This window comes from Actinopolymorpha alba DSM 45243 (genome assembly GCF_000373925.1).
Taxonomy (GTDB): domain Bacteria; phylum Actinomycetota; class Actinomycetes; order Propionibacteriales; family Actinopolymorphaceae; genus Actinopolymorpha; species Actinopolymorpha alba.
Genome location: NZ_KB892739.1, coordinates 85623 through 104570, shown reverse-complemented (window position 1 = coordinate 104570; position 18948 = coordinate 85623). Strand labels below are relative to the sequence as shown.

At 67.6% G+C, this 18948-nt stretch carries 18 protein-coding genes; 9 read left to right on the top strand and 9 right to left on the bottom strand.

The window, feature by feature from the left end; all coding sequences use genetic code 11:
* Position 1 precedes the first annotated feature (1 nt).
* Together B141_RS0107610 and B141_RS39450 are read right to left on the bottom strand one after the other, a co-directional pair.
* Positions 2-946 carry a carbohydrate ABC transporter permease gene (locus tag B141_RS0107610; RefSeq protein ID WP_020574559.1) on the bottom strand — a complete coding sequence of 315 codons (945 nt, stop codon included), beginning with the start codon at positions 944-946 and terminating at the stop codon, positions 2-4.
* Entirely contained in the window at positions 943-2193 is a 1251-nt protein-coding gene (locus B141_RS39450; protein WP_020574558.1) for an ABC transporter substrate-binding protein, read from the bottom strand. The genes B141_RS0107610 and B141_RS39450 overlap by 4 nt, the downstream gene beginning before the upstream one ends.
* Before the next feature lie 264 nt (positions 2194-2457).
* Between B141_RS39450 and B141_RS0107600 the strand changes: the two genes are divergently transcribed.
* Complete coding sequence (locus B141_RS0107600) at positions 2458-2808, top strand: cytidine/deoxycytidylate deaminase family protein (RefSeq protein WP_020574557.1); 351 nt, start codon at positions 2458-2460, stop codon at positions 2806-2808.
* Between the two features lie 69 nt (positions 2809-2877).
* Positions 2878-3822, top strand: coding sequence for a GTPase Era (gene era, locus B141_RS0107595; protein WP_020574556.1), 945 nt, complete (start codon positions 2878-2880; stop codon positions 3820-3822).
* 79 nt (positions 3823-3901) lie between these two features.
* On the opposite strand, the gene B141_RS39445 is transcribed toward era, so the two are convergent.
* Positions 3902-4888, bottom strand: coding sequence for a GNAT family N-acetyltransferase (locus B141_RS39445; protein ID WP_020574555.1), 987 nt, complete (start codon positions 4886-4888; stop codon positions 3902-3904).
* Between the two features lie 322 nt (positions 4889-5210).
* On the opposite strand from B141_RS39445, the gene leuA reads away from it, so the two are divergent.
* Positions 5211-6887: a 2-isopropylmalate synthase gene (gene leuA / locus B141_RS0107585; protein WP_020574554.1), complete on the top strand. Its 1677-nt coding sequence runs from the start codon at positions 5211-5213 to the stop codon at positions 6885-6887.
* Between the two features lie 102 nt (positions 6888-6989).
* Here the strand turns inward: leuA and B141_RS0107580 are convergent, their stop codons facing one another.
* The 3 genes from B141_RS0107580 to B141_RS0107570 form a co-directional block, all read right to left on the bottom strand.
* Positions 6990-8153, bottom strand: a complete 1164-nt coding sequence (locus B141_RS0107580; protein WP_020574553.1) for a Gfo/Idh/MocA family protein — start codon at positions 8151-8153, stop codon at positions 6990-6992.
* Positions 8150-8911, bottom strand: coding sequence for a ThuA domain-containing protein (locus B141_RS0107575; protein WP_020574552.1), 762 nt, complete (start codon positions 8909-8911; stop codon positions 8150-8152). The genes B141_RS0107580 and B141_RS0107575 overlap by 4 nt, the downstream gene beginning before the upstream one ends.
* A 321-nt stretch (positions 8912-9232) precedes the next feature.
* Positions 9233-10240 carry a LacI family DNA-binding transcriptional regulator gene (locus B141_RS0107570; RefSeq protein WP_020574551.1) on the bottom strand — a complete coding sequence of 336 codons (1008 nt, stop codon included), beginning with the start codon at positions 10238-10240 and terminating at the stop codon, positions 9233-9235.
* A 298-nt stretch (positions 10241-10538) separates the two neighbouring features.
* On the opposite strand from B141_RS0107570, the gene B141_RS0107565 reads away from it, so the two are divergent.
* Positions 10539-12656 (top strand): ABC transporter substrate-binding protein, encoded by a 2118-nt coding sequence (locus tag B141_RS0107565; protein ID WP_020574550.1) that lies wholly within the window; start codon positions 10539-10541, stop codon positions 12654-12656.
* 794 nt (positions 12657-13450) lie between these two features.
* Here the strand turns inward: B141_RS0107565 and B141_RS0107560 are convergent.
* Positions 13451-13756: a hypothetical protein gene (locus B141_RS0107560; RefSeq protein ID WP_020574549.1), complete on the bottom strand. Its 306-nt coding sequence runs from the start codon at positions 13754-13756 to the stop codon at positions 13451-13453.
* A gap of 306 nt (positions 13757-14062) precedes the next feature.
* On the opposite strand from B141_RS0107560, the gene B141_RS39440 reads away from it, so the two are divergent.
* The 5 genes from B141_RS39440 (at position 14063) to B141_RS39430 (ending at position 17442) form a co-directional block, all read left to right on the top strand.
* A complete protein-coding gene (locus tag B141_RS39440) occupies positions 14063-14656 on the top strand; it encodes a CPBP family intramembrane glutamic endopeptidase (protein ID WP_020574548.1) in 594 nt (197 codons plus the stop codon).
* A gap of 27 nt (positions 14657-14683) precedes the next feature.
* Positions 14684-15487 carry a DNA repair protein RecO gene (recO, locus tag B141_RS0107550; RefSeq protein WP_020574547.1) on the top strand — a complete coding sequence of 268 codons (804 nt, stop codon included), beginning with the start codon at positions 14684-14686 and terminating at the stop codon, positions 15485-15487.
* A gap of 99 nt (positions 15488-15586) precedes the next feature.
* Positions 15587-16411 carry an isoprenyl transferase gene (locus B141_RS0107545; protein ID WP_051113995.1) on the top strand — a complete coding sequence of 275 codons (825 nt, stop codon included), beginning with the start codon at positions 15587-15589 and terminating at the stop codon, positions 16409-16411.
* A 180-nt stretch (positions 16412-16591) separates the two neighbouring features.
* Positions 16592-17056, top strand: a complete 465-nt coding sequence (locus B141_RS50560) for a DUF6069 family protein (protein ID WP_020574545.1) — start codon at positions 16592-16594, stop codon at positions 17054-17056.
* Positions 17056-17442 carry a response regulator transcription factor gene (locus B141_RS39430; RefSeq protein ID WP_202805696.1) on the top strand — a complete coding sequence of 129 codons (387 nt, stop codon included), beginning with the start codon at positions 17056-17058 and terminating at the stop codon, positions 17440-17442. Before B141_RS50560 ends, B141_RS39430 begins: the two co-directional genes overlap by 1 nt.
* A 27-nt stretch (positions 17443-17469) precedes the next feature.
* On the opposite strand, the gene B141_RS0107530 is transcribed toward B141_RS39430, so the two are convergent.
* Positions 17470-17871: a Fur family transcriptional regulator gene (locus B141_RS0107530; protein WP_020574543.1), complete on the bottom strand. Its 402-nt coding sequence runs from the start codon at positions 17869-17871 to the stop codon at positions 17470-17472.
* 117 nt (positions 17872-17988) lie between these two features.
* Entirely contained in the window at positions 17989-18948 is a 960-nt protein-coding gene (locus B141_RS0107525) for a metal ABC transporter permease (RefSeq protein WP_020574542.1), read from the bottom strand.

Below are 18948 nucleotides of genomic sequence, written 5' to 3'. Positions count from 1 at the left end.
TTCATTGCTCATGTACCCATCGCCGGGAGAAACAGAACTGCAAGATCGTCACACCCATGATGACGGCGAAGACGACGATCGCGATCGCCGACGCGTAGCCGACCTGGAATGACTGGAAACCGTTCTGGTAGAGATACATGACGATGCTCATGGTGGAGTTGTCCGGCCCGCCACCAGTGATGATCTGCATCGGTTCGAAGATCTGAAACGCCCCGATGAACGTGATCACAGTGGCAAAGAACACCGTAGGTGACATCATCGGCAACGTCACGTGCCAGAACACTTGCCAGGTGTTGGCGCCGTCAGTCCTGGCCGCCTCTACCAGTGTGGACGGAACGGTCTGTAGGCCGGCCAGCAGGATGACGAAAGTGAAGCCGATCGTGTGCCAGAAGTCGATCCCGACGATGGCCGGCAGCGACCACGACGGGTCCGAGAACCACGACGGAGCCGTTATCCCGATCTTGCTCAGGTAGTACGCCACCAGACCGAACGTCGGGTCAAGGATGTACTTCCAGAGCAGGGCGACCGCGGCCCAGGAAATCAGGAACGGGAAGAACACCGCTGTTCGCAGGAAGTACGACAGTGCACGAGTCATCACCCGATTCGCTGCCAGCGCGAGCAGCAGTCCACCCACAATGTGGGTGACGACAGAGGCGAATGCGAAGACGAACGTCGTCCCGAAGGCCTTGCCGAACAACGGATCGTTGACGAGGCGGGCGAAGTTGTCGAGACCGACGAACTGTGAAGGGGTAAGCAGATCCCATGCGACGAAGCTGAGTCCGATGGCGAACACCATCGGCCCGGCGATGAAGGCGACGAACAACACTACGGCTGGGCTGATGAACGCGTACCCATACAGCGCCTGGCGCTTATGGTGCACCGATGTGGGCTTGGCTGGTTGCTGCTCGCCTGCCGCGAGCACCTGAGGTGCCGAAGCCGCGGTCACAGCAGTGTGCCCAGCTTGGCGTTCGCCTCCTGGAGCGTCTGAGTCGGGTCTCCGTTGCCCGACAGCACCTTGAGCCACGCCTCCTCGATCACCTTTTGCGTTTCGGAACCGCGGTCCGGGGCGGGAATGGGTGTGGCGTAGCTTGCCGCATCCGACAACCGCTCACTGTGCTCCGGCGCGTTGTCGAGGAAGTCCGGACTGTCGGCCACTGACCTGCGAGCCGGCACGATGGTGCCACCGATCCTGGCGAAGTAGGTCGCGGCATCCTTGGACATGAGGAACGTGATGAATGTCCAGGCCGCAGCCTTGTTCTTCGACACCTTCGTGATGGGCCACGCGTCCCATCCGATCGGCGAGCCGTTGCCCTTGTTGGTCGGCCACGGAACGACGACCGTCTTATCGACCAACTTCAGTCGCCGGAGGTCTATGACCGGCCAGCGCCCACCAGCCAGGGTGGCGAGCTTGCCTTTGCTCATCTGAGTTGGCGCGTCGAACTGACCGCCCGGCTTGGGTGCCAGACCGTCATCGATCAGGCCCTTGACAAAGGTTGCCGCCTCGATCGCCTCGGGGCTGGCGAAGGCTGCCTGCGTCCAACCCTCGTTGAGTGTTGAGGCACCGTTCGTCGTCAACCATGGCATGACGTCGGTGAAATACCCCGAGCCGGCAGGTATCAGGAACGCGCCGGTCTTCGCCTTGATCTGCTCGCCCGCGGCGCGGAACTGGTCCCAGGTCCAGGCGCCATCTGCGGGGATCTCCACGCCCGCCCGATCGAATATCTCCTTGCTGACGTAGAGACAAACCGTGTTGAAGCCACCTGGGATGTAGTACGTCTTTCCGTCGTGTGAGGCGTACTCGGTGTTCCATTTCACCAGGTTGGGGTCAATGTCGTTGAAGTAGTCGTCGACGAGATCCTGGTCCTTCTCGAGGTAGCTTTCCAGCGGCTCGAGCAGGTTCTTGGACGCGAAGATGCGCTGGCCTTCGGTGGCGATCTGGATGATGTCCGGCACCTGGCCGCCGGCGATTCGAGTCGAGACTGTGTTCGCGAAGGTTGCCCAGTTGTTGGAAGGGATGCCCTGCGGCTCGAGCTTGATGTTTGGGTGCTTCTTGTTGAATTCCGCGAACAGCTGCTTGAACTGTGCCTGCTGCTCGGCATCTCCCATGTAGACGAACTTCAAGACACCCTTCTCGGTGCCGCCGCCGCGAGTGCTGGTGCCGCCGCACGCCGTCAGTGCACCAGCTGCGGGCATTGAAGCGGCTGCCCCAATCGCCGCCCGGAGTACTGCCCTTCTCGAAAGGCTCTGCTGAGAATCCATGCTTTGCCCTTCCCGATGCTTACCTGTGGGCCCCGCCAAGGGTCGCTCCAGAACTCCTTCAGGCTGGGTACTGACCGCTTACGGTCGAGGCCAGAAATCGATTGCCAGCAAGCATGGTCAGGTATCAGAAATGTGTCAATGGTCTCCTCTGATGCGGTACGTGGCGAGGCCAAAGGTGCGAGCTCATAGGATCGCCGCGTGACCAGCCAGGAGCTTGATCCCGAAGACGCCAAGATCGTGACGTTGGCGCGGGCCACCCGAGCCCGCGCGGGTACCGCCGAGGGCGCGGCCGTCCGTGACACCACCGGACGCACCTACACCGCCGCGACGGTCACCCTGCCGTCACTCCAGCTGTCCGCGCTCCAACTGGCCGTCGCGATGGCGGTGTCCAGCGGCGCCGAGGGTCTAGAGGCGGCCGCCGTCGTGACGGATGCCGAGGAGGTGGCGGACGGTGACCGGGCTGCCGTGGTCGACGTCGCGGGGGGTGCGATTCCGGTGTTCGTGGCCGGCGCCGACGGCGAGGTGCGGGCCGTCGTCACGGCCGGCTGAGGAACGCCGCCAGCACCACGCGCGCACCAGATCAACGCCGACGGTGGGGCGTAGGGGAGAATCGGCCGGGTGAGTGAGCCTACGCGCGAGAACGCGCCGGGGGAGTTCCGGAGCGGCTTCGCCTCGCTGGTCGGACGTCCCAACACGGGCAAGTCGACGTTGACGAACGCACTGGTTGGGCGGAAAGTCGCGATCGCCTCGTCCCGTCCCCAAACGACCCGGCACACGGTGCGGGGAATCGTCCACCGGCCCGATGCGCAGCTGGTCCTGGTCGACACCCCGGGGCTGCACAAACCCCGGACCCTCCTCGGCGAACGCCTCAACGATCTCGTGCTCACCACCCTCGGTGAGGTCGACGCGGTGGGCGTATGCCTACCGGCCAACGAACGCGTCGGACCCGGTGACCGCTACCTGGTCAACCAGATCGCGAAGGTACGCCGCCGGCCGACGTTCGCGATCGTGACGAAGGCCGACCTGGTCGACCCCGCGCGGATGGCGGAGCAACTCCTGGCCGTCCAGAAGCTGGGCGAGGAGACCGGCGTCACCTGGGACGAGATCGTCCCCGTGTCGGCGACCGGAGGCACCCAGATCGACCTGCTGACCGACCTGCTGGTGGCGAAGCTGCCCGAAGGTCCGCCCCTCTATCCCGAGGGTGAGCTGACCGACGAGCCGGAGGAGGTGCTCGTCGCCGAACTGATCCGCGAGGCCGCGCTCGAGGGCGTACGCGACGAGCTTCCGCACTCCATCGCGGTCGTGGTCGAGGAGATGGGCCTACGCGAGGGGCGGCCCGAAGACCGGCCGCTGCTGGACATCTACGCCAACCTCTACATCGAACGCCCGAGCCAGAAGGCGATCGTCATCGGCGCCAAGGGACGCCGGCTGGTCGAGGTCGGCACGGCGGCGCGCAAGCAGATCGAGGCGCTGTTGGGTACGCCGGTCTACCTCGACCTGCACGTCAAGGTCGCGAAGGACTGGCAGCGCGACCCCAAGCAGCTGCGCCGGCTGGGGTTCTGACAGTCCTTCGCGACTTCTGGCCTTCGCGACTTCTGGCCTTCGCGACTTCTGGCCTTCGCGGCTCGCGGCCGTCCTGGCCTCAGACCGGGCGCTGCCATCCAAGGTGGCGGGCGGCGATCTGGTAGCCGAGCGCTTCGTTGATACCGATCATGTGGGCGTTCGACTCGGCGTTCCAGGTGTCGAGCCAACGCACGCTCGGCTCCGCCTCGGCGAGCCAGGCCATCATCTCCGCCTTGAGGAGCAGCCCGAGCCGGTGCCCGCGGTGCTCACGGAGGACGGCGGTGTCGTACTGCCAGGCCCAGGCGGGGATGTCGGTGGCAGCGCCGACGATGGTGTGACCGGCCAGCGGACCATCGGTGCCCTGGCGGACGACGAGGCGGTAGAGCTGGCGGGCCGAGGCGGCCTGGGCGGCCTCAAAGCCCCGGATCCGCGCGCGGTCGAAGATCTCGTCCTCGACGTCGAGGTCGTCGGTCGGAGCGTCGTTGATCGCCCCCGTCAGGGTGGCCACCTCGTCCACGAGCTCGTCAGGGATTGCCCCGACAAAGCGCAGCAGGGTGTAGTCACGAGCGGCCTCGCGAGCCTCCGCCAGCAGCTTCGCCACCCGGTCGTGGTCGATACCGGCGAGGTCCTGCCGGCGCTGGACCTCCACGCTGGCCTTCGTGTAGCCCATCGCCTCGGCGAACGCGGACGGTGCGGGGGCGTCGAGGGAACCGCTGGTGACGAGCCGCCGGCCGGCGGCTCGGACCCGGGCGAGGCCGTCCTCGAAGAGTGCCCGGCCAAGCCCCTGGCGGCGATGGTCGGGATGGACCACGACGCCGAGGCTGGCCTTGTGAGTGTTGTCCCGCTGGGGAAAGTGCACGCCGAGAGCGCCGATCACCTGCCCGCCGTCCCGGAGCAGCCAGCGCTCGCCGGGTTCGCCGTCCCAGCCGTGGCGCAGCGAGCCGGTGTACGACGGAAGGCTCATTGGCGGGTCGTGCGGCTCGTCGACCGCGCGGGCGGCTTCGTCCAACGCCATGGCGTCGCGGACGGCGGATTCGTTGAAGGCGTCGAGGCGCTCGAGGTTCATGAAACCCAAGCGTGGTGCCCGTGGCCGATGCCGGGCAACGGGATTTCAGCGGAGCCTTCATCCGCGCTGGTGATCTTTGGGGACAAGCCGGCACGAACCGCACCGCCCGCCCCGCTTGCGAACCATGGTAGGAGTCGGGTTAAGCTGGCCGGCGTTATGCGGTGCGAGCTTCTCCTCCTTCGCTGCCGCGGCGGGGCCCTCTAAGAGGCCGGGCTCCTCGCCGCGGAGGTTGTCGATGCCCCGGCCGGGCCGAGCCGCATCCAACCCCACGCGAAGATCGAGGAACCCCTCTCCGATGCCGAATCATCAGTGTCCAAGCCGCATGCCCTTTCACCGCTACACCGCGTTCCCTCCGGTCGAGTTGCCCGACCGCACCTGGCCGGACGCCCGGATCACCCAGGCCCCGCGCTGGCTCTCCACCGACCTGCGGGACGGCAACCAGGCGCTGATCGATCCGATGAGCCCGACCCGCAAGCACCGGATGTTCGACCTGCTGCTCCGCATGGGCTACAAGGAGATCGAGGTTGGCTTCCCGTCGGCGAGCCAGACCGACTTCGATTTCGTCCGCCAGATCATCGAAGAGGACCTCATCCCCGACGACGTGACGATCTCCGTGCTGACGCAGGCGCGTGAGGATCTGATCGAGCGGACCGCGCAGTCGCTGGTCGGTGCGAAGCGGGCCAGCATCCACATGTACAACGCGACGGCGCCGCTGTTTCGCAAGGTCGTCTTCGGCGTCGACCGCGAGGAATGCAAGGCGATTGGCGTCCGCGGCACCGAGTGGGTGATGAAGTACGCCGGACAACTGCTCGGGGACACGGAGTTCGGCTACGAGTACAGCCCCGAGATCTTCGTCGACACCGAACTCGAGTTCGCCCTGGAGGTCTCCGAGGCGGTCATGAACGTCTGGCAGCCCGAGCCAGGCCGCGAGATCATCCTCAACTACCCCTGCACGGTGGAGCGGTCGACGCCGAACGTCTATGCCGACCAGATCGAGTGGATGAGCCGCCACCTGTCGCGTCGAGAGCACGTCTGCCTGTCGGTGCACACCCACAACGACCGGGGCACCGCGGTGGCGGACGCCGAGCTGGCGGTGATGGCGGGCGCCGACCGGATCGAGGGCTGCCTCTTCGGCAACGGCGAGCGCACCGGCAACGTCTGCCTGGTGACGCTGGGGCTGAACCTCTTCTCCCAGGGCATCGACCCGCAGATCGACTTCTCCGACATCGACGAGATCCGCCGGACGGTGGAGTACTGCAACCAGCTGCCGGTCCATCCGCGGCACCCGTACGCCGGTGATCTGGTTTACACCGCGTTCTCCGGCTCGCATCAGGACGCGATCAAGAAGGGCCTGGAGGCGCTGGACCGCGCCGCCGCCGAGGCGGGCGTGCCGGTCGAGGAGATCGCGTGGGAGGCGCCGTACCTCGCGATCGACCCGAAGGATGTCGGGCGTTCGTACGAAGCAGTGATCCGGGTCAACTCCCAGTCGGGCAAGGGCGGCGTGGCGTACGTCATGAAGGCCGAGCACCACCTGGACCTCCCGCGCCGCCTGCAGATCGAGTTCAGCCGGCTCGTGCAGAGCCACACCGACGAAGAGGGCGGCGAGGTGCCGTCGAGTGAGATCTGGGGGATCTTCGAGGCGGAGTACCTCTCAGGCGGGGACGCTCTCGCGCTCGACGCCGTGCACACCTCGACGACCGAGGGACAGCGGGACGCCCTCACGGTCACGGTGCACGTCATGGGGGAGCGGCACACCCTGTCGGGCAACGGCAACGGCCCGATCGCGGCGTTCGTCGACGCGATCCGGCACGTCGGTATTGACGTCCGTGTACGCGACTACGCCGAGCACGCGCTCAGCGCCGGAGGTGACGCGACCGCGGCCGCGTACGTCGAGTGCGAGATCGGCTCCAAGGTCTACTGGGGTGTCGGCATCGACTCCAACATCGTCAGTGCCTCGCTCAAGGCCGTCGTCTCCGCCGTCAACCGCGCGCGCAGGTAGGGACGGGGCGGCGCCGGGTCCTGTGGGTCGGGGGCACCCTTGTGCAAGAGAGCCGTACAAAGGGTTCCCCGACCCACAACGAGTTCGGCGGCGGCGCGCCCGTCAGCCGGGCGGGGTGAGGCTGGTCCACCGCGCGAGGGCGTCCGCGACCGGGCCGGTAGCCCGCTCGCGCGCCTGCGCGTACGCCTTCTCCATGACGTCGGCCACCAGCACCCGCTGCCGGCTCCGCGACGACTCGATGGCGGCGTGCACCATCGCGAGGCTCATGACGTTGTCGCTGGCCGCACCCATCGGCGTGCTGCCGGTGCGCAGGGAGTGGACGAACTCCCGCAACGAGCCGGCGATCCCTTGGTGCGGAGGTGGGGGTGGGCCCAGACGGGCGGAGCCCGTGTGGGGCCGGAACCACTCAGACACCAGGTTGTGATCGCCTTCTGGCCCGGTCTCCCGACCTTCGACGACCTCGAAGGTCGGGAGGCTGTCGCCGTCCCAGAGCGCCGTGCCGTGCTCGCCGCTGGCCCGCCAGGTGGCGTTCCACGACGTTTCGAGCCCTTCGCTGCACCAGCTTCCGGTGTAGACGTACCGCACCCCGTCGCTCATCTCGAAGATCGCCGTGGTGGCAGCATCACCGGCGTACCAACTCCAGGCGGGGTTGTACTCCTCGCAGTAGACCGCCACCGGCTCGGCGTCCACGAGGAACCGCGCGCTGTCGAACGCGTGGATCGCCATGTCGAGCACGAGCGGGTGGTCCATCGCGTCCCGGAAACCGCCGAAGTGCGGTGCCTTGAAGAACTCCGCGGCGAGGATGCCGAGCCGGCCGAGCCGCTGGATCTGCCGGCGGAACTCGAACTGCTGGGAGTTGTACCGACGGCTCTGGCTGACCATGAAGAGCCGGTCGTACGCCTGGGAGGCCGCCACCAGCTCCAGCGCCTCGGCCAGCGTCGCCGCCAGCGGCTTCTCACCGATCACCGGAAGCCCACGCCGCAAGGCTTCCAGCGTCACGGCGTGGTGTGCCTCGGGGATCGTCACGTCGACCACGAAGTCGGCGGCCACCTCGTCGGCTAGCTGCTCCAGGGTTTCGGCGACCGGGACGGTGGACAGGCCGGCGTCGTCAAGGGCGGCTTTCGCGGTCGCGACGTTGAGGTCGGCGACGCCGACCAACTCGACCTCGTCGTAGGCCTGGATCGTACGCAGCCAACCGCGCCCCATGCCGCCGGCGCCGACCTGCAGCGCCCGCAAGGGACGGTTGACGGGTTCTGACTCGGTCACGGACTCTCCTTCGCGGACTCCTCAAACCAGCCCAGCGGACTCTGACGCAGCGCTGGAACGTCGCGGGCGGCCTGCGCCGGCGCGGTCCAGACGACCGCGTTGGCGATCACCCGCCGGACGTCAGGGTGATGGTAGACGGGGTAGCCCTGGTCGCCTGGACTGAAGTAGAAGATCCGGCCATTGCCTCGATGGAAGACACACCCGCTGCGGAAGACCTCGCCGCCGCTGAACGAGCTGACGAACACCAGTTCGTCGGGGTCGGGGATGTCGAACACCTCGCCGTACATCTCCTGCTCGGGAATGACGATGGGGTTCGGTACGCCCTCGGCGACTGGATGGCGGGGCTTCAGCGTCCATACCAGCTCCCGGTCGTCGGCGCCCCGCCAGCGCAGGGAGCAGGTGGTGCCGAGCAGCGTGCGGAAGATCTTGGAGAAGTGGCCGGAGTGCAGGACGACGAGGCCCATCCCGCCGAGCACATGCTGTTGGACCCGAGAGACGACCTCGTCCGAGACCCTCTCGTGGGCCGCGTGGCCCCACCAGGTGAGGACGTCGGTCTTGGCGAGAACCTCCTCGGTGAGACCGTGCTCGGGTTCGTCGAGCGTGGCGGTACGGACCTGGACCTGGTCGCCCCGGAACTCCTTGATTCCTTGGGCGATCGCCCCGTGGATCCCGTCGGGATACCGCGCGCGGACGGCTTCTTCGCGTTGCTCGTGGACGTTTTCGTTCCATACCGTGACCCGGATCGGGTGCGAGGGCATGACGGGTCCTTTCTAGTCTTTGACGGCACCACCGGTGACACCGGCGCCGTCGACCAGCGCGGCCTCGGTGAGCTCACGGGGAAGAGGGAGACGGTGCTGACGGAAACTCCGGCGCGGTGGGCGACGTCAGTGATCGTCGGCATGCCACCTCCGTCAAGGCCGGGTTGACAGGCTCCATGGCCGTGCTCCGAGGATCGTCGAAACGCCTCGGCCTGAGGTGTCGAACCGTTTCGACGACACATGACCGTAACGATGCGTGCGGGCGAGTGTCCATAAGGTCGTGGGCCGGCGGCCGGAGCTGGACAGGCGAGCCGTCCGGGGCTAGCTCCGTCTCCGCGGTGGCGCGATGCTCTGACCTTTTGTCAAGCGAGCCGGAATCAACCGGTGCTCATCGGAGGGATCGCCTTCGATGGCGGCCAACGCCAGCTCGACGGCGTTCCGTGTCATCTCCTCCACGGGAAGCTCGGACCGGGCCAGGGGGAGCTCGCTCGAAAGGTCCGGGGTCGCCGCGATGACGACGACGGACAGGTCCTCGGGGATGGAGTACCCCTCCCCGCGCAGGATGCTGGGCAGCGCGGGAACGTCGTAGTGGATGATGACCGCCGTGGGCGCCGGATCGCTGGCGAGCAGGGCGCGGGTACGCCGGACCATGGTGCGATGGGAACGCGAGGACCGGATCACGTGGAGGTGAACCCCGGCCGCCTTCGCCTCCACCCGCGCACCAGCCACGGCCCTGGGCGCGTAGTTGAGGCCGAGCTGGAACTCCCCGTCGGATGATCCGACGAACGCGATCTGCCGGTGTCCCGCGCGGGCCAGCTCCCGCACGGCGAGGGCCGCGGCACCGGCGAAGTCAAAGTCGCACCACGGCAGCCCCATCGCGTTGCGGGGTTTGCCGATGAGTGCCGCCGGAAACCGCAGCTCACGCAGGGCGGGCACGCGGGGGTCGTCCGTATGCAGCGACATCACCATCGCGCCGTCGGCGAGCCGGCTACCGGCCACCCGGCGCAGGTTGTCGACGACGTTGTCCTCGCCGGTGAGGAGAAGCAGGTCGTAGTCGTGCGCCCGCGCGGCGCTGCTCAGGTGGTGGACGAACCGCCACCCGATCGATTGGTACCTGCCCGCGTCCCGGGGTTCGGAGAGCGCGAGCACGCGGGTCCGCGCACCCCGGAGTGATCGCGCGCCCGCGTGCGGCCGGTAGTCGAGGTCCCGGATCGCCTTCTCGACTGCCTCCCGGGTGGCCGGAGAGATGCTTCGGCGGTTGGTGAGGACGTACGACACCGTGCTCGGAGCCACACCCGCGCGCCGGGCCACGTCAGCGATGGTGGCCACCCAGCTGTCCCTTCTGGGATTGTCGGTTCACATCGACGCGACGGGACGCTAGGCGGCGGGAGTGAGCCTGTCAAGGATGGCCTCGGGCGGGTTGCGCACGAACCCGCACGGCGCGACCGTCCACGCCCGACGCCCACTGGGGCCGCCGGCCAGTCACGGACATCGAGACTGCCAAGGAGGGATCTTCGCCTTGACAGGTTCTCGCGCTGAACGATTACTGTTTCGGCCACGTTTCGGATGTCGAATCGAATCGACGATCCCAAGCTGTCTAGGCACATCCTGAGTGGAGGGTCGCAAGATGGCAGCTCCCGACGTATTCAGCCGGCGTCGGCTCCTCTATGGCGCGGCCCTGGTGGCCGGCGGTGTGGCGCTCAGCGCGTGCACGTCCACCGAAGACCAGGGCACGCGACCCAAGGCGAATTCGAGTACGAAGAAAGGTCCAGCCAAGAAGGGCTCGGCGACCAAGCCGCTGGCTCCTCCCGCGGAGTTCAAGGAGGCGCCAGCACTCGCGGCATTGGTCAAGGAGGGCAAACTCCCGCCCGTGGGGGAGCGACTCCCAGCGAATCCGTACGTCGTTCCCCACAACTGGCTCAGCACCGGAAAGTACGGCGGCTCGTTCCGGTTGGTCGCGAGTGGGACCGACGATGGTGCGATCAAGGAATACATGTACGGCCATTCCGTGCTGCGCTGGCTCAACGACGGGCTCACGCTCGGCCCCGGGCTCGCGGAGAGTTGGGAGAGTAACTCTGACGCCTCGGAATGGACCTTCCATTTCCGGAAGGGACTGAAGTGGTCAGACGGTGAACCCTGGACCACGCAGGACGTTATGTTCTGGTGGGAGGACATGGTCCTCAACGAGGAGTTCTCCGAAGGTATCCCCGACGAGGCCCGCTCGGGCACGGGCACGATCGCTGAGTTTTCCGCACCCGACGACACGACGCTCGTCATGACGTTCGACGCACCCGCGCCGATGGTGCCGGAAATGATCGCCAACTGGGTCAACCGCGGAATCGCGGCGACCTGGATGGAGCCCAAGCACTACCTGCGGAAGTTCCATCCGAAATACAATAAGAGCGTTCCGAAGGACTGGACCGCGACGTTCGACCAGAAGCGCAACGCGATCCTCAACCCCGATTCGCCGACGATGGCCGGATGGCGACTCACGACGTACAAGGAGGGGAGTTCCAGCACCTTCGAGCGCAACCCCTACTACTGGGTCGTCGATCCCAAGGGCAACCAATTGCCCTACGTCGACTCGTTGACGTTCCGTGCGGTCGACAACATCGAGACCCGGAAGCTGCAGATCCAGAACGGCCAGTTCGACTTTGTGCACGGCGCGTTCGCCGGGCTGAACCTCGGGGACGTGTCGGGCATCAAGAGCACCGAGTCGAAGCACCGGATGCAGGTGATTCTCTGGGACAGCGGTTCGGGTACGGGTTCGATCTTCTTCTTCAACCAGGACTACGACGAACCCAAGCTGCGGCGGCTCATCCGCATGCCGAAGTTCCGGCAGGCGCTCTCCCTGGCCTACAACCGCGCCGACGTACGAAAGTCGATCTATTTCGACTCCGGCGAGCTGACCACGGGGGCGTATGGGCCCAAGACGCGGGAGTTCCACCGCGGCGACGGGCCCCAGACCTACAAGCGGTGGCGTGACTCCTGGGTCGCCTACGACCCGGAGAAGGCGAAGTCGATGCTCGACGAGATCGACGTGAGCGACAAGAACGGCGACGGTTGGCGCGAGCTGCCTGACGGCAGTCCACTCGTCATCCGGCTCGACTATCCCGCCGACGTCAACCCGAGCGGCGAACACATGCAGAAGAACAACCTGCTGAAGAAGAACTGGGACGCCATCGGTATCAAGACCGAACTCAACCCGGTCGCGCCGACCTCCTCATCCGCCCAGTGGGCACAGGGCAGGCTCATGAGCAACACGGCATGGGAGTGCAGCACGCTGACGTTCGGTGCCGACATGCTGTGGTTGATGCCCATGGAGCCGTCGCGTTGGGCGCCACTGCAGGGGCAGTACTACTCGTTGCGGGGTACGCCCGAGGAGAAGAAGCAGAAGGACGTCGATCCGTACAAGCGGACGCCGCCCCGGATGGAACCCGAGCCGGATGGCCCGATTGATCGCCTGTGGAAGCTCGCGGACCGGGCGCGGGTCGAGACCGATGCGCTCGCCCGCGACCGGATGTACTGGGACATGGTGAAGATCCACGTCGAGGAAGGGCCGTTCTTCATGGGAGCGGTGGCCAACTTCCCGCGGATCGAGCTTGTCAAGGACGGGTTGCGCAACGTACCCACCCGCGACGAGACCGCGCTCGGTGGGCTCGTCAACGACTGGCACCACCCGATGCCAGCCGCGTATGACCCTGAGGCGTGGTACTGGAACGACCCCGAAAGCCACTCCTCGTAGCTTCGTAGCTTCGTCGTGTCGGGACACCCTTGGTCGGAAGGACCGCACAAGGGTGCCCCGACGCGGAAGGAGATCTGCTTGATCGGGGTCGGGCCGCGTTGTTCTGGTCAGCGGCGTTACCGCCGCCCACCGACCCGCTGGTGTCCTCGGCGGTTGCCCACCGGGTGAGACCCCGCTGAGTCCGCTCGCGGATGAAGGCGAGCCGACCCGGGCGCATGCTGGCCACGAGATCGTCCCGCTGCGCTGGACCCGCCGGACCCGCCTCGCCTCCAGGCGTAGCGAAACCAAGGTCGACTGCGGCGAGCGCCCCCGCGAACTCCGGGTCGTCGTGCTCCAGGAACCGGATCGACACGGCCCTGCGGCGGATCACACCGGACCAGGCTGTCAAGGACGAGTAGCGGCCGCTTCTCCACGACCAGGCCGGCATCCGTCGCGGCACCGGCGAGCCCAGGTGAAACCTCGTCTATCCACTCGAACGAGACGGGTACGTCAAGCTCTTCTTGACGCACCCGGACGGCCATGACATCCGTCGCTGTGGAGGTACCCGCATGTCCCTGCCGCGGCCGCGCGTAATAGGGCCAGGCGCCTGTGGACACGAACAGCGTGAACGGTCCGATGTCTTCCACCTTCGCGTTCGCGCGGGGAACATGGTCGTAATAGCGCTCGAGACGAGCGAGCGTCGCGACGTCCAGGTCTGTCACAGCCGTATCTTCGTTGCCGGTCAGGACAAGCGTCCAGCCGCTTTGGTGCCGCGACGGCACACATCTCCACGAGGGCCGTCGTGGGCCCCGCCCTCAGGCGGTGGGCGATCCGCTGCCCGACTGCGTACCGAGGAAGAACTGCACGCTTCCCTGGGCGTCCACCTCGGCGTCGAGGACCATCTCGTCGAGCATGCTGGACGCACTGGGCTCAAGGAAGACCCGCGCACCCTGCTCCTCGACCACCTCGTCGCCCGCGGTGGGCTCGGGGGCCACGGCCAGGCTGAGGCTCTGCTGGTCCTCAGGTTGCGCGGTGATGCGCAGACCAGCACTTCCGGGAAGGTCTGGGCTGTTCGTCAGGGATTGGATGACGAGGGCAGCGTTGTTCGTGAGCGCAAGCAAGATTGGCTCCTCAGGTTTGTGGGATTGTCATGGCGGGCGACCCACGAGAGATACGGTGCGCGTCCACGCGCGACCGGTGGGCCCGAGCCGGCTGGCAGGTTGTGAATCACTCCCTGATGCACTTGGCTGCCGATCAATCCACCCTTGCCCCTTATCCCTGAGCAGTCAAACCCCCGGGCGCGTCATGATGGAACAGTGACGACAAACGATCAGCCGTCATCGCCGGAGTCGGCTCAGTTACCCCCGCGATGGGGAATTCCTGACGCAATTGGGTCACTTCTCGGCTTTGTCGTCTTGTCCTTCGGCGTGTCCATCCTCCTCGTCGCGCTGGGCGTGGAGCCGGTCACAGCCGGCATCATTGCCACGCCCGTCGGCTGGCTGGCCCTGGGTGGATGGCCGCTGCTCGTGTCCAAGCGGCGGGGCAACGGCCCACGCGCGGATCTGGCGCTGGTTCTGCGTGCGATCGACCTCGCCATCGGCGTGGTCGGGGGCGTCATCGTCCTGGCCGCATCGGTGGTGTTCGTCCTCATCTACGTCCAGGTCACCGGGCGGGAGCCGACGTCCGCACTCGGCGCGGCGGCCGCGACCGCGCACGCGCACTGGCAGGTGATCGCGCTGGCCGTCATCGCCCTGGCCGCGCCGTTCGTCGAGGAACTCCACTTTCGCGGCATGTGGTGGTCCGCCCTACGCCGCAAGGGTCTTGGCCCCTGGCCGACCCTGTTCGTGACCGCGATCCTGTTCTCCGTCGCGCACCTCGAACCCACCCGCGCGGCGCTGCTGTTCGCGGCCGGCCTCGCGGCGGGTTTCGTCCGGATGGTGACCGATCGGCTCGGCCCGGCGATCATCACCCACCTGGTCGTCAACGCGATCGCGGTCATCGGCCTGCTCAGCCTGCTCTGAGACCGGGGCGTAGGCGAGAATGGCCGCGTGCCCCTGTACGTCGACGAGGCCATCGTCCTGCGCACCCACAAGCTCGGTGAGGCCGACCGGATCATCACGTTGCTGACCCGGCACCACGGTCGGGTGCGCGCCGTCGCCAAGGGTGTGCGCCGGACCACCTCGCGGTTCGGCGCCCGCCTCGAACCCTGCTCCTACGTCGAGGTCCAGCTGGCGGTCGGGCGTTCGCTGGACGTCATCACGCAGGCGGTGACGCGGCGACCGTACGCCGAGGCGATGTATTCCGACTACAGCCGGTACACCACCGCGGCGGCCATGCTCGAGACGGCCGAACGCCTCACGGCCGAGGAGCGGGAACCCGCGACCCAGCAGTTCCTGCTGCTCGTCGGGGCGCTGCGCTCCCTCGCCGAGGGAGCCCATGATCCGGGCCTCATTCTCGACTCCTACCTGCTGAGGTCGCTCGCGGTCGGTGGCTACGCGCCGTCGTTCGACGCCTGCGCCCGGTGCGGTACGTCTGGGCCGCACCGCGCCTTCGCGCCGGCGGCCGGTGGCATGATCTGCGCCGACTGCCGCCCGGCCGGTGTCGCGATGCCGGCGCCTGAGACGGTGACGCTGCTCGGTGCCCTGCTGACGGGGGAGTGGGCGGTCGCCGACGTGAGCGGGGCCCGTCACCGGCGGGAGGCGAGCGGCCTGGTCTCGGCGTACCTCCAGTGGCACCTCNAANGCGGCCTGCGTNCNCNCCCNNNNGTGGAGCGGGCCGGCGGGCGAGTGAGTGGAGTGGCTGGTGAGGAACGAGCCGTCCGCGGAGCGAACGAGGATGGAGCGAACGAATGATCACGTATACGTGGTCATTCAGTCCGGGCACGACGGATCGGAGCGGCAATGGAGATGCTGCGGCTATGAGAGCGGAACTGCTATGAGAGTGGTGCGGGTATGAGTCCCCGGATGCGACGCCGGAGTACGCCTGAAGCCAGCCGGTCACGGGAGGTCCGCCCGCCCGATCCGCACCCCTCCGGCGCCCGGCCACCAGACATTCCGCCGGAGCTGGTGCCGCGGCACGTGGCCCTCGTCATGGACGGGAACGGCAGGTGGGCGAAGGCCCGCGGCCTTCCGCGTACGAAGGGGCACGAGGCGGGGGAGGGCGCGCTGCTCGACGTCATCAAGGGCGCGATCGAGATCGGCGTGAAGACCTTGTCGACGTACGCGTTCTCGACGGAGAACTGGTCCCGCTCGCCCGATGAGGTCCGCTTCCTCATGGGTTTCAACCGCGAGGTCATCCATCGCCGGCGGGACGAGCTCGACGCCATGGGCGTGCGGATGCGCTGGGCGGGCCGCCGGCCGCGCCTGTGGAGGAGCGTGATCGCCGAGCTTGAGGAGGCGGAGCGTCGTACGGTCAACAACGACGTGATCACCCTGCAGTTCTGCGTCAACTACGGCGGGCGGTCCGAGATCGCCGATGCCGCCCGGGCGCTCGCCCAGGATGTCGCCGCGGGCAAGGTGCGCCCCGACAAGGTGGACGAGCGGATGCTCCGGCGCTATCTGTACGAGCCGGACCTGCCCGACGTCGACCTCTTCGTCCGGCCCTCAGGAGAGCAGCGCATCTCGAACTTCCTCCTCTGGCAGTCGGCGTACGCGGAGCTGGTCTTCATGGACACGCTGTTCCCCGACTTCGACCGGCGCCACCTGTGGCAGGCGATCGAGATCTACGCCAAGCGGGACCGGAGGTTCGGCGGCGCCAAGCCGAACGACGTGGGCTGAGAGGTCGCGCGGCTAGGGATGTCGCGGGCTGCGCGGCGTACCTTCAGACGCGAGGCACTGGTTGATTTGTCCTACCGAGGAGGCGACAGCCGGCTCTGCCGGCCGGCCTCCCCGCGCTCATAGCGTCGACCTTCAGACGGCCGATCCGAGAACGCCGTCACAGCCGGAAGGGAAACGCTGATGTCGACGACTGTGAAACCGGTTCGGGTGGCTGGGACGCGCTGGCGCACCGCCGCCGTCACCGCGCTGGGTGCGATGGTGGCCGCGCTCGTGGTCTGGGTGGTGGCCGATCCGCTGGCGGGAGTGAACCTGGAGGTGCGGACGGGCGCGGCCATGCAGCACGTCGGCCCCGCGGTGGTGGCTGGGACAAGCCTGCTGGTAAGCGTGCTCGGGCTCGGCCTGCTGGCCCTGCCGGAACGTTTCGTACGCCGTGGGCGGAGGCTCTGGGTTGTGCTCGCGCTGGTCGTACTCACGGTCTCCCTGACCGGGCCGTTGGGCGGCGCCACGGCCGGTGCGAAGGTCGCGCTCGCGGGCATGCACCTCGTGGTGGGCGCGATACTGATCGGCGCGGTATCGGTGCGCCGACCGCCGCGAGAAGGTGATGGTCGAGGCTGCGCGCGGCCCTACCTGAGTGCGCGGTGGTGATGGTGACGACCTTCGGCCGGCCGGGATATCTCCGCCGCGCTCTGGAGGCGGGGGCGCGAGGGTTCCTGGTCAAGGACGGGCCGGTCGAGGAACTCGCCAAAGCGATCCGGCGGGTCCTGGCCGGTGAGACGGTGGTTGACCCGGCGCTGGCAGCGGCCGCCTTGAGTGCGGGACCGAATCCGCTCACCACCCGCGAGCGGGATGTACTCACCGCGGCCGGCGACGGCTCGACGGTGGCCGACATCTCCGCACGGCTCCATCTGTCGGAGAGCACGGTACGCAACTACCTGTCGGGCGCCATCAGCAAGACGGGTACCCGCAACCGGATGGAGGTGGTCCGCGTCGCCCGGCGACGGCTGGCTCTGACCTGGGGGATCCGCCCGTGAGCCCCGGTGGCGGTTGGTTTCGCTTCGTCAGCGGCTGGCGCAGTCGGCGCAGGTGCCGAACACCTCGACGGTGTGCGTGACGTCGACGAAGCCGGCCTCGCTGGCGACCCGCTCCGCCCACCGTTCGACCGCGGGTCCCTGCACCTCGACGGTGTGTCCGCAGGAACGACAGACGATGTGGTGGTGGTGCCGCGAGCTCGCGCAGCGGCGGTAGACGGTCTCGCCTTCGTCGGTGCGGATCGCGTCGACCTCGCCGGCGTCAGCCAGGGATGCGAGCGTGCGGTAGACCGTGGTGAGACCGACGGCCTCGCCGCGCGAACGCAGCAGCGCGTGGATGTCCTGGGCGCTACGAAAGTCGTCGACACCTTCGAGAACGTCGGAGACCGCCGTCCGCTGGCGGGTCGACCGCAGCTTCTGTCCGGTGTTCACGTGGGACACCTCCTCGGTCGATGTCGGCCTTCACCGCGACACACTAGATACATTCTCACCGACGCAGTCCGGGGCTGGTCGCCCCTCACCCCCATGCGGCGCGGGGATGGGCGGGTCTCAGCCGCCATGCTCGTCGTAGTGGGCGCCATGAGGAGCATGCCGGTGCCCGTCATGGACGTAGTCGACGTGGTCCTCGTGCCGGATCGCGGGATGGCCGCAGGTCGGGCCATGCGCGTGGAGATGGTCCTCGGCCTCGTGGTGGGGCTGTCGCAACGCGGCCCGCAGGGCGGTGCCGACGACGGCGACCACGAAGACCGCGATCGCGGCGAGCACGATCGTCCCGCCCGACGGCGTGTCGGCGTAGTAGGACGTAAGGACCCCTCCGACGCTCACGACGACGCCCACCGCCATCGCCACCACGGCCGTCCCCGTGAAGCTCCGGCTGAGGCGTTGCGCCGCCGCGACCGGCACGATCATGAGCGCGCTGACCAGCAGGAGGCCGACCACCCGCATCGACACGACGACGGTCACCGCCACCATGATCGCGAGGGCGAGGTTGAGGGGGAGTACGGGCAGGCCGGCGGCGTTGGCGTACTCCTCGTCGGCACCGACGGTGAAGAACAGCCGGGAGAGGCCGAACATCGTGAGGAGTACGACCACCGCGAGGACACCGAACACCACGAGGTCGGTCGGTGTGGTCGACGTGATCGACCCGAACAGGTAGGCGTTCAGGTTGGCCGGAGTGCTCCCCGACGACTTGGCCATCAGCACGACCCCGCCCGCGATGCCGCCGTAGAACAACACCGCCAGGGCGACGTCACTGCTGGTCCGGCCCTTGGCCCGCATGAGTTCGATCGCGACCGCGCCGGCGACGGCGCAGGCGAGGGCGGTCCAGATGGGTGCGGTGCCGGTGACGAGGCCGATGCCGACACCGGTGAGCGCGACGTGTCCCATGCCGTCCCCGATGAGGGCGAGCCGGCGCTGGACGAGGTAAACACCGACGGCCGGGGCGGCGAGGCCGATCAGGAGCGCGGCCAGGAGGGCCCGCTGCATGAAGTCGTACTGCAGGATCTCCAT